This window comes from Enterococcus sp. DIV2371 (assembly GCF_050498525.1).
Classification (GTDB): domain Bacteria; phylum Bacillota; class Bacilli; order Lactobacillales; family Enterococcaceae; genus Enterococcus_B; species Enterococcus_B mangumiae.
The window spans coordinates 609,389-623,801 of record NZ_JBIPAJ010000001.1 but is presented as its reverse complement, the minus strand read 5'-3'; the positions used below and the strand labels follow the sequence as shown (position 1 = coordinate 623,801).

The window sequence follows — 14,413 nt, the reverse complement described above, 5'->3', positions numbered from 1 at the left end:
TTACTCCTTTTCGATTTGCTCCGTTAATTTTTGAATATGCAAGGTTAGATAAATTTCTTCGTTTTCAGAAATTGTGATACCATACGTATTCTCAATATAAATTTTGATTTTTTGTACACAGTGAAATGCTTGAGGATACATTTTTTCTACTTGCTGATATAGATCCGTTTGTTCATAACTTGGCATCGTATGATTAATGACATTCTGTGCAAAATAATGTAAATGCGTGACAAAACGAGAAAAGTGAAAACTATTTTCATCAAACTTTTGTTTATATTCATAACGAACGATCGTTAGAACATCTTCAATAAATTTAGTGATTTTGTTCGTCACAGTCATATCTCGTTTTTTCGATTGGATATTCACAAAATGTAGCGCAATTGAAATCGCTTCTTCCGTAGGAATCGCTAGTTTAAGTTCACGTTCCAATAACTGGACTGCATACACTCCGATAGCATATTCATCTGGATAAAATCGGCGGACTTCATATTGCAATGGACTTTTAAATGTCATATTTTCTTTCAACCGATGAATCGTGAAATCAATATGATCGAGTAACGTCAGATAAATATAATCATTGATCCCTAAGTGATAATTTTGTTTGGCATATTCTACGATCTGCGTAACTAATTGAACGTATTTTGGATCACATTTACTTAACTGATAGCTGAAATGTTCCAACATTGCATGTGTATCTAATACAAAGATCTTTTCAAAGTCCTCTTCCTCCACATCATCTCCTACTTTTTTCTTGAAGCTGATGCCTGATGAAAACCCGATGATCTCATTACTGCCTTTTTTCAGTAATACGACATTATTATTTAGAAATTTTTTGATTTTCATTTTACCCTCCATTTTAGACACTAAAAAACCTCATACTCCACCCTTTGGTAAAGTATGAGGTTTGCCTTCTCACAGTAACACGCCTCATGGTCACAGCACATCTGTAACCGTTATCTATTTATAGACATATCATAGCACATAAAAAAATAGTGTCAATATTTTTTATACTTTTACAGAAACTGTTGAATGTTCCAGTTGCACCACTAGGACATTCACATGGCATGCTATAATTGATAAAAAGACCCAATCATAAACAAGTAGGTGAGCTATGTATTCTCCAATCCAAGTACCTTACATCGTAAACCCGATCTACCAGAAATATTTTAAATATACAGCAACTACGATCCCCTCATTACAAGACTTTGTGATTTGCCTATGGGAGCATCAGCCATTGACTCAAGAACCTTATGAGGTGAATGATTTGATCATTCCAGACGGATGCGTCGATCTTTTCATCGATTTCAAAAATCAATCGATTGAATTTTCAGGTGTTAGTAAAACAGAATATGATTTTTATAGCCATACGTCTGAATCTTACTTGTCAGCTACATTGAAACCTGGCGCGTTTGAGCAACTCACTGGACGACCAACAACTGAGGTAATGGATTCTTTTCTTTCTATCAGTGAGATTGACATTCCTTTCAATCTCGATTATTTCTTCTCTTTATCCTATGCTCAACAAAAAAAGTATTTTATCGATTACCTCCATCAATTAGTTGAGGGGCATACCCCAAACCGGTTCGTCAAGTTGATTGACCGTTTCAGCCAAATCCCTGCTTCTACGACTGAACATTTATGCAAAGAGCTAGGTGTCGGGCTTCGGCAATGTCAACGGCTATTTATGAAGCATTATGGTATTTCACCGAAACTGATGTTGATCACCTTACGTTTCCAGTACTGCTTAAAAATACTGACCAACGCTCACACGACTGAAAAAGATTTACTTGATTTGCATTACTACGATCAATCTCATTTGATCAAAGATTTCAAAAAACATATCGGCTTCACACCACTCGAATTTGTCCAGCTTTGTAAAGAGATCAAAGCACAACCTTTTGATTAAATGGTACATCGTGAGCGAAGTGAGATGTCGTGTTTTTACAATACAGTCCAAAATCCTCATGCTATAGTGTGTCTATCAAGTGAAGGGAGATGAACTTATGAATACAATCAAATGGCAAGGGTTCTTACTTACGACTGCTGATATCAAGCGATCCAGAGATTTCTATGAAAATGTTTTAGGTCTAGAAGTGATTAGTGCAGTGGAAGACATGATCGAATTTGAAGACGGCTTTACGCTGTATGATAAAGATGCCTATATTAAAATCGTTGCTGGCGATCAAGCAGAAAGAGCTACTGGTAGGCATCTGAAAGTAACATCTCAACCAAACAATTTCCAATTATACTTTGAAGTAGAAAACTTAGAGGATTGGGTGAAAAAAATCACTTCTGATCCAGGAATCGAAGTGATCCATGATGCGTTGGAATATGACTGGGGGCAAAAAGTTTTTCGTTTTTATGATTATGACAAACATATTGTTGAAGTTTCAGAAAGCATCCAGAGTGTCTTCGATCGTCTCTATGCGCAAGGATTGAGCCTTTCAGAAATCGCTGAACGCTTCGGGGACTCAATAGAAACGATTCAAAAGCAGTTTCTGAAACAGTAAACGGTCAAACATTCGAATAAAAGATAACTCAACTAGGCAATCCAATCACTTTATATGCGAGTTGTTGGATTGCTATTTTCCCACGTTCATCTAACCGAATGGTGTCCAGCTACATTTCAGCTACTCACTGTTTCAAACAGCTCGCATACCATTTCACCGAAACGGATGTTGATTACCTTACGTTTTCAGTACTAATTAAAAGTTGTCAAAGAACTGCACAGCGTCCCCTAAGCCCCAATAATAACCAAAATATCTATCTCTAAGAAGTTTGTCTATTCTCAATCGATTTATAGGAAATCTTAGAGAATAGATTCATCACTAGGAAAACTAGAATATTCGAGGACAACGCAAGTAAAAATTGATCGAAACCAAAAATACTCCAGTTCAGTAGTATGACTATCCCATCTATGAAAAATAAGCCTGTAGAGAGTTTTATATTAAAATATTTTTTTAAAATGATTGGTGGAATCGAAGTTCCTCCACTAGAAGAATTTTGTGAATAAACAATGGACATCCCTATAGAAAAAATCAAACTACCCAAAACGATCGATGCAATTTTATTTTCAGTAAACATTATTTTAGGTACATAGGTTAATAATAACGGTAGAACTAAACTACCATATAAAACTTTTATAAATAATTTTTTTCCTAAATAAATGATTGCTAATAGCAACATAAGTGAATTTAAAGCAAGTACTATAAGTGAACGATCCACTTGAATAAGGTATTCAAGTAAAATTCCTAGACCGCTTGTCCCTCCAGCAGCAATGTAATGTGGGCCAAAAAACATATTTATACTAATTGAAAGTAGTAATAGCCCCAAAGTGATCGTTAAATATTTGAATAGATTTTTCATATAAGCCTCCTAATATTTTTAATGTAAGAACACAAAAAGGGATTAGATAAGAATATTCTTATCTAATCCCTTTGGATCCTCCGAAACTTTAATTAAGTTAACACATCTATTCTAAAAAGTAAACCTGTTAATTTTATTTTTTAATTTTGAATCACAGAATTACATCCATAGAAACAATTGAAACTAGTTTTTTATCCGGCAAAACTACTTTTGCTGATTGGCTTTCGTGGTTTGGTACACGATATGATCAAACTAAATAGGTATCTCTCCAATAAAATTTCGCGTTTCACTGCTTATTGCTTATAGTTGCATCTTTCTGTCTTCTTCTGATTTTTCAGTTAGTTGCTCGTTCACCTAACGGGTATTTTTTCTCTTACAATGAGCTCTTTACTGTTTCAAATAACTTGCATGAAAAGCGATATGTTGTTCCACAAACGTAGCAATGGTGAAATAGCTATGATCATAACCATCTTCTTTTTGATACATAACTTCATGTTTCGCTGATTCTGCCGCCGTTAAAAATGCGTCTTCGTTGAGTTGTACTTCATAAAATGGATCAGCTGTTCCTTGTGTGATCAAGATCGGTGGATAACTAACTCTTTCATTTTTGATCAATTCCGTTGCATCCCATTCCCGCCATGTCGCTCGGTCAGTACCAAGATACGCAGTAAATGCTTTTTGTCCCCATGGTACGTTTGAAGGGTTTGAGATTGGCGCAAAAGCAGAGATTGAAGTAAAGCGTGCTGGATTTTTTAGACCGATCACCAACGAACCATGCCCGCCCATCGAATGCCCCATGATACTTTCTTTCCCAGAAAGGTTTGGGATTAAAGAGTAGATGATCTCGGACAGCTCTTTTGTAAGATAGTCGTACATTTAGAAGTCTTTTTTCCACGGTTCTTGTGTCGCATTCAAGTAAAAACCCGCTCCTTGACCGAGATCCCAATCCTCACTGTCAGCAGCATCTCCTCGTGGTGATGTGTCCGGCATGACGAATGCAATCTGTTGTTCGGCAGCATATCGTTGGAACCCACCTTTGATACTGAAGTTATCATCTGTACTTGTTAAACCTGCTAACCACCAAATAAGTGGGATTTTTTGATTTTCATCAGTCGTTTCTGGTACATACACACTAAATGTCATCTCACAATGTAGTGTTTTTGACACATGACGGTATTTGATTTGCTGTCCGCCAAATGACCGATGTGCCTCAATTTTCTGTAGTTCCATCTGTGTCACCTCCATAAGTGAGCATCGTTCGAATCGATTCTCCACGATGCAATAGCTCAAGTGATTCATTGATTTGTGTGAAATCTAAACGATGGGTGATGAATGAATCTAAATCGATCTCCCCGTTCAAGTACTCTTCCACCATAGCTGGTAATTGGCTTCGTCCTTTGACTCCACCAAAAGCAGAACCACGCCAAACACGACCAGTTACCAGTTGGAATGGACGCGTGTGGATTTCTTTTCCAGCGCCCGCCACACCGATAATGATACTTTCGCCCCAACCTTTATGACAGGCTTCAAGTGCGGCACGCATGACTTCCACATTTCCGATACACTCAAAACTATAATCCACGCCGCCTTGCGTCATTTCGACGATGACTTCTTGGATCGGACGATCATGTGTCTTAGGATCAATGAAGTCTGTTGCGCCCATTTTTTGCGCTAACGGCCATTTTTCAGGATTCATATCGATGGCAATGATCCGTTTGGCATTGGCTTTTTTCAGTCCTTGGATCACCGCTAAACCAATCGCTCCTAGACCAAAAACAGCTGTAACAGCCCCTTCTTCAACCTTCGCAGTGTTTTCTACAGCACCTAATCCGGTTGTGACGCCACACCCTAATAATGGCACTGTATCGAGTGGTGCATCTTCTGTGATTTTTACCAGATTGATTTCATTGACGACGGTATACTCACTAAATGTACTCGTACCCATATAGTGATAAACTGGTTCGCCTTTGTAAGAAAAACGAGTCGTACCATCTGGCATCAGACCTTTTCCTTGCGTTTCACGGACAGCAGAGCATAAATTAGTTTTTCCTGACAAACAAAATTCGCATTTGCCACATTCAGGTGTATACAAAGGAATGACATGATCCCCTACTTTAACGGATGACACCTCTTCGCCGACTTTGACAACGATCCCTGCTCCTTCATGACCTAACACAGCAGGAAACACTCCTTCTGGATCTTCTCCTGATAACGTGAACGCATCGGTATGACAGACCGAAGTGTACAAAATTTTCACCATGACTTCTGTCGGTTTCGGATCAGCAACATCGATTTCAACGATTTCTAACGGTTTTCCAGGTTCAAATGCTACAGCAGCTCTACTTTTCAATTTTCTTCCTTCTTTCTTGTCTTGCTCCGATGGTTCTTAGCCATCAAGCGAATCCACGATCTTTCTCCCTCATCGTATCATAGGCTGTAGTTGGAAACAAAACTGACAAACTTGTCAGTATCCTCAATTTCTTTACTTCCCTTGATGAGCTTTGTATAATAGCAACTATTGCTGTCGAATAATTTATAAAAAGTGAGGATCACGATGTATCAATATAATGAAAAAGAGTTTACCAATACAAAAGATTTAGCTATGCACGTGCTTAGTGGAAAATACAAGATCGTCTTGATCTGGTGTTTTTTGCAACAACCGATTTTACGACTAAGCGAGATTGAGAAAATGTTACCAGAAGTCAACCAACGCATGTTGATCCGTCAATTAAGAGAATTAGAAGGGGATCATTTACTTACTCGTAAAGTCTATCCTGTAGTCCCACCAAAAGTAGAGTATCAATTGACAGAAATCGGTCGTGAGCTTTCAACGATCGTTCAGCATATCTGTGATTGGGGCGATCATTATTATGAAGTCGTTGAAGGTCTTTCGGCGGATAAAGCGGATTGATTCTGTAAATGATGGAAAGATGATCTTTCTATCACAGTAGAGGCAGTTCTTGAGACAATAAAAATCCCATATAGTTGATAGCAGAATGAATGTCTTCTCTTATCGACTGTATGGGAAAGTGGGGAAGTATGTTTAAAAAGTCAGCTCAATCAAAACTCGAAGGTTGTCGCTTCTAAAAGGGTCACTTCATCTTGTAGATTTTTGTTGATTTTATAAGTCACTAATTTTTCACTCTGAGTGGGGCCAAGCATGTTGACTTTGCACAAGATCCAATAGTTTTTCCCAGCAACTACTTGTGTCCCTAATAGCGCAAAAGGTGTCGCTTCACTACTGTCCATTAACGTTTTACGGGCTTCTTCTACCAATTTCTTGTGTTCATCAGTGATCATTGGTGATTCCGGGATTGTGATCCCTCCGTCTACATTAGTCATACCTATCGCCTCCTAAGCTTATTTTTAAAGCGCTTACCGCTTCTTAAAATAAGCTTAATTAATTTTTAAAAAAACATCAAATAAAACAACTCAAGGAGTCCATACACTGAATGAATATTTTCACCCTTTTCCTATCCCCACCTATTCACCATATCATTCCCCACTACATTAAAAACCATTAAAATTCATATTATTCTAAAATACAGCTGATAAATAAGTATCATCAAAGTCCCAAAAACCTAATGAACCATAAAATCTCATCATGTTTTATTCGATCAATTAAATAACTTTAATACAAAATATAGATAACAATAGATACAAAAATAATAGAATTGCCAACAAAAAAACATACGCCAATCTTTGAAGACGGCGTATGCTCTCTTGGTCATACGATATTCATTTACCCATTCAATAATGCGCGTTCCAAGATTGCTCCAGCTTGATGTTGCCCTTCTAAGTTTCTTTCACCAGAGAATTTTGCGATGCGGTCCATGTTTGTAATGACAACAATGACCATACTCTTTTTTCCTTGACTATGGATATAAGGTAAATCCATTTGAGCGATTTTAGTGTCCACAGTCACTTGGTCACCAAGCTTTACAAGTACATCGAAACCTTCGCCATTCAAATTGATGGTATCGATCCCCATATGGACTAATACTTCTACCCCATTATTTGTTTTGATTCCTAACGCGTGCTTAGAAGGAAAAATCGTAGTGACTTTTCCGCTGACAGGTGCAAAAATCGCGCCATCGATTGATTCGATTGCAAAACCATCACCCATCATTTTTGTTGAAAAAACTTCGTCTGGCACATCTTCTAAAGGAATATATTCTCCCTTAGCCACTGCGTGTAGATTGACTTCGTTTGTATATTCGGCGTCTTCTTCCTGTACGTTTGGAACTAAGAAATAAGTGAGGACAAAAGAAGATACTAAGGCAATCACGATGCCAAGTACTGCAAAAACAAAATACTGACCAATATAAGCTGGTAAGCTAAAAATACTTGATAAAATATAGCCGTAGATTCGAACACCGAAGAAACTGATAAATGCCGAAGCAACCGAACTACCGACTGTTGCGGCGATAAACGCCTTCTTGTATTTTGATAAGATCCCGAAAAGCGCAGGTTCAGTGATCCCCAGTAGACCAGACACAGCAGAAGATAATACTAATGATTTTTCTTCTTTTGATTTCACTTTCAAGTAAATAGCCGCTGTCGCACCAGTGATCGCCATGTTTGCCATAAACATCATCGGCATCAACATGTCATACCCTTGATTGGCAAAGTTTTGTAAAGCGATCGGTGTCATTGCATGGTGTAAGCCAGTAAAGATCGCGATTGGGCGAATAGCTCCTACCACGATGCCCGCTAAAACTGGCGAAATAGAGAATAACCACGCCACACCAGTTGCCAATAAATTACCTAGATGGATACTGATTGGTCCAATCACCGTTAACGTCAATAATCCTGCCACGAATAATGAAATTGTTGGTGTAAACACTGTTCGCAACACTTGTGGTAATAGCTTATCCACCCAACGGTAAATATAGCTGAGCGCTAGTACTGCAAATATGATTGGGATAACTGTCCCAGCGTAGTTGAAGACAGGGACTGGAATAATACCAAATAATTGAAAAGCAGAAATCGATCCTTCCGCAACCGCAGTCGTCATTGTTGGAAATTGCAAGGTTGCAGCAATCGCAATCGCTAAATACGGATTTGTTTTGAAGATTCGAGCGGCAGAAGCTGCGACGAAGAATGGCAAGAAAGTAAAGACGCCACTTGCAATCATGTCAATGATCAAATAGGTATCGGTCTGGTTCGAAATGACATTCAACGCCACTAGACCTGCCATCAATCCTTTGATCATTCCAGCACCAGCAATCGCTGGCACGATTGGTCCGAAAACACCTGAAACAGTATCCATAAATAAAGATACTACCCCTTTTTTCTCGCCTTCGTTTTGCTCTCTTGTTTCATCTAATCCTAATTCTTTCGCAATTGGTGCAAAGTAATCAGCCACTTCTGTCCCGATCACAACTTGTAGTTGTTCACTTTGATATTTTGTTCCCACCACTTTTGGTGTTTTTTCCAATGCAGCATAGTCTACTTTTTTCTCATCTTTTAAATCAAACCGTAAACGTGTCATACAATGCCACGCGTTGTTGATATTACTTGCTCCACCTACGTGTTGTATGATTTGTTTTGCTATTTCTTCATGCTTCACTTGTTCTCCGTTGCCAAAAATCTATAAATATTTCTAACCAACTATAAAAGTTGCCAGATCAATGTTTATTTCCTGTTTCTCCGTGTCCGATTTCGCTATGCTCTTGCTACTCTCGTTTGGTCCAACACTCCACAGGCGTCAATTCGGATACAACGAATCCTATCATTCTACGTTTTTTATTTGATTAAAAACTCATAGATAAAGTACGTTAAGCCGCTAAAGTCAGGCTGCTTTTTACCATCTTGTTCTGTTGTATAAATCCATAGAACTTTCACTACTAATTTGGCTAAATGCTTATCTTTAATCATTATCCCTATATCCAATGTTTCTACAATAATTTTCGATCGTTTGGTTTTCGCGATCTCTATCGTTGTTGAATGGACATAGTTCTGACAAAGAATTGCTAGTTTTCGCTGTATCTGTCGATTTTTTTCTAATTTATAGATGTTACATGTTTTGACAAATCGAATTCCCTCCTTATACCTCTCTTATTTTGAGAAAATTTGCGCTGTAACCGACGCAAAAGCGCTCAACCTTCTTATTTTTTATTTCCGTTTAGTCAATGTTTTTGTAGATACTACCATTCGATACAGCTGATAAAGCTTTGATTCCAAGATTGATTTATGGCAAAAGAAATTCATGAATCAGTATTTTTTATCTTCATTGATAGTTGTTCAACTAAATCAATCGCCGTTTTTCTCTTTTCAAAACTAAAATACGCCATATCTAGCAGTTTAACGCTAATTTTATAAAGTTAATTGTTATTCTCCCCCTTATTCTCAAAAAACAATCATTCTTGTTTCCGCTTTCACCCAAATAGTAGCATGAGGAACACTTCTTGTAAAACCAGTCCTTTTTATATAAAAACAACATAAAATACTTATATATCAACGTTTTAAAACAAATAACGAGAAAATTGGACTGGTTTTTACTTAGTTAGGATGTTTTTATTAGACCAAATTGACAGGATGTTCTTTCCCATGTTTCAATGAGGATGCACATGATTCATATTTATGTATATTGGAGTGAAAAAAATGACACCAACGATCATTACAAATATAAAAAGTTACGCTATCAAGCCAGATCGTCATAACTTGTTAGTCGTAAAAGTTGAAACAGATAAAGGCGTGACTGGTTTCGGTTGTGGCACTTTTCAATTTCGTCCTTTAGCTGTCCAAACCGTCGTAGAAGAATACTTAAAGCCTTTATTGATTGGGCGCGACGCGAATCAAATCGAGGACCTTTGGCAAGTCATGAATGTCAATTCATACTGGCGGAATGGTCCAATCACGAACAACGCCATTTCCGGTGTCGATATGGCGCTCTGGGATATTAAAGGAAAAATCGCTGATATGCCATTGTACCAGTTATTCGGTGGGAAAGCTCGAACAGCAATCCCTGCGTATACACACGCTGTCGCAGATAATTTAGAAGACCTTGATCGTGAAATCGAGACATTTCTCGCACAAGGATACCGCTATATCCGATGTCAATTAGGTTTTTATGGAGGAAATCCAACGAATTTGGCTACACCTGACAACCCGCTTGCTGGTTCTTATTTTGATCAAGAAGACTACATGCAAACAACTTTGTCGATGTTTGAACACATCCAAAACAAATATGGGAATCGTTTCCAAATGTTGCATGATGTACACGAACGCTTGCATCCGAATCAAGCGATACGCTTTGCGAAAAAAGCAGAGAAGTATAATCTGTTCTTTTTAGAAGATATTTTACCGCCAAATCAAAATGAATGGTTAGCTCAATTGCGGAGTCAAGCGACGACACCGATTGCTACTGGAGAATTGTTCAATAATCCAATGGAATGGAAAGAATTAGTTCGCAATCGTCAGATCGACTATATGCGTGCGCATGTCTCACAAATCGGCGGCATCACGCCCGCCTTGAAATTGGCACACTTTTGCGAAGCAATGGGGATACGAATCGCTTGGCATACGCCATCGGATATCACGCCGATCGGCCTAGCAGTCAATACGCATTTGAATATCCACTTGCATAATGCGGCGATCCAGGAAAACATCGACGTTCCTGAAAACACAAAAAAACTTTTCGGGAATATTCCAGCGCCAGAAAAAGGCTTTTTCTACCCGATCGAACAAAGCGGAATCGGTGTCACATTCAATGAAGAACAAGCGGCAGAATTTCCAGTTGTCTATCGCCCACACGAATGGACGCAAAGCCGTACACCAGACGGCACGATCGTAACACCGTAATCCCAAAAAAGCTATCATTACACGAAACATGTAAGGATAGCTTTTTTGTCCGCTGTATTCCTATTATTACAATAATGAATACACGTGTACATCTTAGTAGCTTTTTATGTAAAACACAGTTTTTAAAAATCAATTTCTAAAGAATAATCTAAAATCTGTTTGACTTGGAGAAAATCGTCTCCTCTTAGACGGTCAATAAATTCATTACTAATAATCCGGTCAGTATCAAAGCTATGAATTTGAGTGGTATTCACTCTTCCACGTATCTTATAATCAATCAAAGAAACATACCCAGGAAAGTTGTGCCCCCCAGTCGTTACAGGACAGACAATAATATAGTTCGTTTTTTATTGTAAGCATTTGAGGAAACAACTAAAGGCGGGTGCTTCTCTCTTACTTCCCTGCCAAAAGAAGGCGTAAAATTAAGACAGATCAAATTACCTTGTTGAGGTTCATACATTTTTTTCAATCTCCTCTTTTGCTATTGTTTGCCATACTTCATCTTCATCCTTTGGAAATGGTTCATCCGATAAAAATGGATTTTCTATTTTGGGTGTGAATATTAATCCTCCATTCTTAGATTTATATACAACATATTCTGATCCAGCTTCAACATGATACTGTTTAGGAATTGAAATAGAAATAGAATTCCCTACTTTACAAGCTTTTACATTAATCATCATTTATCACTCCTTACAAAACAAATTTCAACATGTAAAACCTAATTTTACAACGTAAAAGATACTAGTATAAAAATAAATCAATAGAGTGTCTCAGACCTTCATAATCTTTCAATTAATGTCACGTTCTCATTAAAAATTTATTGAATATTGACTTAAAAAAGGCATATACTCAATTTAAATCACAATAATAATTTTAAGGAGAATGAACATCTATGCCGAATAAAACACAACCTGGGAGTAAACTTATTCAAGTTATTTGGTTGTTACAACTTTTAGCTTTGTATACTTTTTTCCTAACAACTAACGATCAATCATATCAGCTATCGAATCTGATCATAAAGTTACTTATCATGCTCTCTCTAGGTTTACAGAGTTTTTTTATACGCAGTAATAGGAACTATAAATTTGGTATTATCTTTACATATAATCAATCAATAATAGCTCAAATAGTTGAAAGACTCATTTGGTTACTACTTATTGTAAGTTATTTTTTTGTATTTTATATTTTCTATTTTAAATAACAATCATAACTTGCTCCACTTATCAAGCAGTTGTAATAAAGGCACTGATGATTTTGTTTTACGTCTCATCAGTGCTTTCTTCATACTTACTACCAACTAATTCCCTTTAATGTTTCCTTCCTTTACTTTTAAAAAATCTACATTTTTACAGGAGTTTTTTCCTTAAGCTATTTTTGACTTCTACTCAAAACCTCAATCAATCCTCGACCGATGAATCTCACGATCAAAGGGCCGGATGTAAGTCACTGAGTAGTCGATGGCAATGATACTGCTGTATTCATAGACTTGCCCATCTTCTAAGATGGCACGATTCGTGATTTGCATGGCTGGTGTGCCGCGTTTACATAGTAAGATTTTCGATCGGTCTTTGGAAGTCGTGATTGGGTCATAACTCGTGATATAGTGAGAGATTCGATAGCCTTTTTGTTCCACGTATTTTTGGATGGAATGTTCGACGACTTCTTGTGAAAGGTCTGGAAATAACGCTACCGGCATTTTTGAGATCTCTAACTGCTCGATTTTGTAGTCCACGATCCGGATACGTTCAAATGTCCAAACTTCAGCGCCTTCATCGAGTTGGAAAATTTTTTGTTCATCTGCTGTTGCTGCTGCTTTTTTTAACCCAATCATTTTTGAATCGATCCGATCATAAGGTGTGCGGGTCAAAGAATTGAAGATCAACGGATTCTTGACCCATTTTTCATGGATAAAGATACCGGAACCTTGAACAACACGAACAATACCGATTTCTTCTAGATTTTTGATTGCTTGTTGGATCGTAAAGCGAGAAACATGATAGATCTCTGCTAGTTTCCGTTGATTCGGTAATTTTCCATCTTTGAATTCTTCTTGATAGATCTTGCTTAATAAATCTTGAACGATGAATTCTCGTTTTTTCATGCGATTCTCCTTTACGGGTTACATTTACTTCTTTATCTTAACAAAATAATAGCTGATCACAAGCGGCTCATGAAGATTCAGCGGAGAACGAAAAGTATTTAGAGCAAAAAAGCCACAAAAATTGACAAAAAGAGCAATTTTTGTGACTTCATCTGATAAATTGAATGTGGTTCTCTTTTTTATCTGCTTAATTCAAGCGTAGTTCTTGACCAGGATTAAAAAAGAAGTCATCCATCGTCATGCCATTCAATGACAAGATTGTTTCGACTGGTACGCCAGTCCGTTGAGCAATTTGATTTGGCCCTTCGCCTTCACGTACAACTGTTGTAGCTGCTTGATTGGCTTGGTTGCTCGTATCTTCTGTTGATTGTGCCGTGTACTGATTGACTTGTGCCTCTGACGATTCTGTTGTTTCTGGTGTTGCTTCCGTCGACGGAGTTGTCTCTTCCGAGGAAGATTCACTGCTAGGAGTTGCTGCTTGAAGTTCTGCACTTGTCCGTAGATAAATATCAGAGATTCTAGCTACTTGTGCTGTATAGTTTGCAGACAACTGATTGATCATCGTATCTAAGTCAATGCCTTCTTTATTGGGCGCCTCTTGGTACATCCCGCGTAATTTGCTGATCCCTTCATCTGACAAAGCTTGAAGTTCTCTTGCTTTTTGATTAGCAATGACTGAAAGTCCATTGACACCGTCTTGATTGTTCTGGATCTCCGCTTGATACTCTTCAATCAATGCAGGTGTTCTTTCTTCAATTTTCTTTGAATAATCCGCAACGACTGCTTGTAGTTGTTCAGAAACAGATCCTGAAGGTTCTGTTGCTTCACTGCTTTCTTGGGTTGATTCAGTATCTGATGAAGCAGTTGTTGATGCTGTAGTCGATTGAGTCGTTTCGCTTGTCGATGCTGCCGAATTTTCACTGGCGTTATTTCTACTATGGAGATATAATCCAGTCCCTGCACCAACCAGTAGTAAGACTACTGCAACAGCTGCGCCGATTTTTATCATACGCATGCGTGACTCTTGTTTTTGTTGTTGTCTTCGAGCTGACCGAACATTCCCACGCTGTTCATTTTCTTCATTCATTTTTTGTTTCACCACCTGTTATTTATGCAAAAAAAATAGCGTTATCAATT

The 14,413-nt window shown here is 37.8% G+C and carries 14 protein-coding genes and 1 pseudogene; 4 read left to right on the top strand and 11 right to left on the bottom strand.

What is annotated here, in order from left to right:
- On the bottom strand, positions 1 to 843 hold the full coding sequence (locus IGL24_RS02915) for a PRD domain-containing protein (protein WP_206855498.1): 843 nt from the start codon (positions 841 to 843) through the stop codon (positions 1 to 3).
- A gap of 268 nt (positions 844 to 1,111) precedes the next feature.
- Here IGL24_RS02915 and IGL24_RS02910 point away from each other — a divergent pair, with 268 nt between their 5' ends.
- A complete protein-coding gene (locus IGL24_RS02910; RefSeq protein WP_206855496.1) occupies positions 1,112 to 1,906 on the top strand; it encodes a DUF6597 domain-containing transcriptional factor in 795 nt (264 codons plus the stop codon).
- A gap of 97 nt (positions 1,907 to 2,003) precedes the next feature.
- Complete coding sequence (locus IGL24_RS02905; protein WP_206855494.1) at positions 2,004 to 2,510, top strand: VOC family protein; 507 nt, start codon at positions 2,004 to 2,006, stop codon at positions 2,508 to 2,510.
- A gap of 259 nt (positions 2,511 to 2,769) precedes the next feature.
- Here the strand turns inward: IGL24_RS02905 and IGL24_RS02900 are convergent, their stop codons facing one another.
- The 3 genes and pseudogenes from IGL24_RS02900 to IGL24_RS02890 form a co-directional block, all read right to left on the bottom strand.
- On the bottom strand, positions 2,770 to 3,366 hold the full coding sequence (locus IGL24_RS02900) for a YitT family protein (RefSeq protein ID WP_206855492.1): 597 nt from the start codon (positions 3,364 to 3,366) through the stop codon (positions 2,770 to 2,772).
- A 387-nt stretch (positions 3,367 to 3,753) separates the two neighbouring features.
- Positions 3,754 to 4,596: pseudogene (gene fghA, locus IGL24_RS02895) on the bottom strand (S-formylglutathione hydrolase).
- Positions 4,577 to 5,716: an S-(hydroxymethyl)glutathione dehydrogenase/class III alcohol dehydrogenase gene (locus tag IGL24_RS02890; RefSeq protein WP_206855488.1), complete on the bottom strand. Its 1,140-nt coding sequence runs from the start codon at positions 5,714 to 5,716 to the stop codon at positions 4,577 to 4,579. Before IGL24_RS02890 ends, fghA begins: the two are co-directional and overlap by 20 nt.
- 204 nt (positions 5,717 to 5,920) lie before the next feature.
- Here IGL24_RS02890 and IGL24_RS02885 point away from each other — a divergent pair, with 204 nt between their 5' ends.
- Entirely contained in the window at positions 5,921 to 6,277 is a 357-nt protein-coding gene (locus tag IGL24_RS02885; protein ID WP_206855486.1) for a winged helix-turn-helix transcriptional regulator, read from the top strand.
- Between the two features lie 149 nt (positions 6,278 to 6,426).
- Here IGL24_RS02885 and IGL24_RS02880 read toward each other — a convergent pair whose 3' ends face one another.
- A complete protein-coding gene (locus IGL24_RS02880; protein WP_206855484.1) occupies positions 6,427 to 6,708 on the bottom strand; it encodes a hypothetical protein in 282 nt (93 codons plus the stop codon).
- Between the two features lie 400 nt (positions 6,709 to 7,108).
- Complete coding sequence (locus tag IGL24_RS02875) at positions 7,109 to 8,938, bottom strand: glucose PTS transporter subunit IIA (protein WP_206855482.1); 1,830 nt, start codon at positions 8,936 to 8,938, stop codon at positions 7,109 to 7,111.
- Positions 8,939 to 9,972: 1,034 nt separating this feature from the next.
- On the opposite strand from IGL24_RS02875, the gene IGL24_RS02870 reads away from it, so the two are divergent.
- Positions 9,973 to 11,172: an enolase C-terminal domain-like protein gene (locus IGL24_RS02870; RefSeq protein ID WP_206855481.1), complete on the top strand. Its 1,200-nt coding sequence runs from the start codon at positions 9,973 to 9,975 to the stop codon at positions 11,170 to 11,172.
- A gap of 122 nt (positions 11,173 to 11,294) precedes the next feature.
- Here the strand turns inward: IGL24_RS02870 and IGL24_RS02865 are convergent, their stop codons facing one another.
- From IGL24_RS02865 to IGL24_RS02845, 5 genes are all read right to left on the bottom strand, one after another.
- On the bottom strand, positions 11,295 to 11,504 hold the full coding sequence (locus IGL24_RS02865) for a hypothetical protein (RefSeq protein WP_422392100.1): 210 nt from the start codon (positions 11,502 to 11,504) through the stop codon (positions 11,295 to 11,297).
- The gene (locus IGL24_RS02860; RefSeq protein WP_206855478.1) at positions 11,489 to 11,632 is read right to left on the bottom strand and encodes a type II toxin-antitoxin system PemK/MazF family toxin; all 144 of its coding nucleotides are present in this window, start codon (positions 11,630 to 11,632) and stop codon (positions 11,489 to 11,491) included. The genes IGL24_RS02865 and IGL24_RS02860 overlap by 16 nt, the downstream gene beginning before the upstream one ends.
- Positions 11,625 to 11,852 carry a type II toxin-antitoxin system PemI/MazE family antitoxin gene (gene mazE / locus IGL24_RS02855; protein ID WP_242542572.1) on the bottom strand — a complete coding sequence of 76 codons (228 nt, stop codon included), beginning with the start codon at positions 11,850 to 11,852 and terminating at the stop codon, positions 11,625 to 11,627. Before mazE ends, IGL24_RS02860 begins: the two co-directional genes overlap by 8 nt.
- A 716-nt stretch (positions 11,853 to 12,568) precedes the next feature.
- Positions 12,569 to 13,276 carry a GntR family transcriptional regulator gene (locus IGL24_RS02850; protein WP_429968387.1) on the bottom strand — a complete coding sequence of 236 codons (708 nt, stop codon included), beginning with the start codon at positions 13,274 to 13,276 and terminating at the stop codon, positions 12,569 to 12,571.
- Between the two features lie 187 nt (positions 13,277 to 13,463).
- Positions 13,464 to 14,363, bottom strand: a complete 900-nt coding sequence (locus tag IGL24_RS02845) for a LysM peptidoglycan-binding domain-containing protein (RefSeq protein WP_206855473.1) — start codon at positions 14,361 to 14,363, stop codon at positions 13,464 to 13,466.
- Between the last annotated feature and the right edge of the window lie 50 nt (positions 14,364 to 14,413).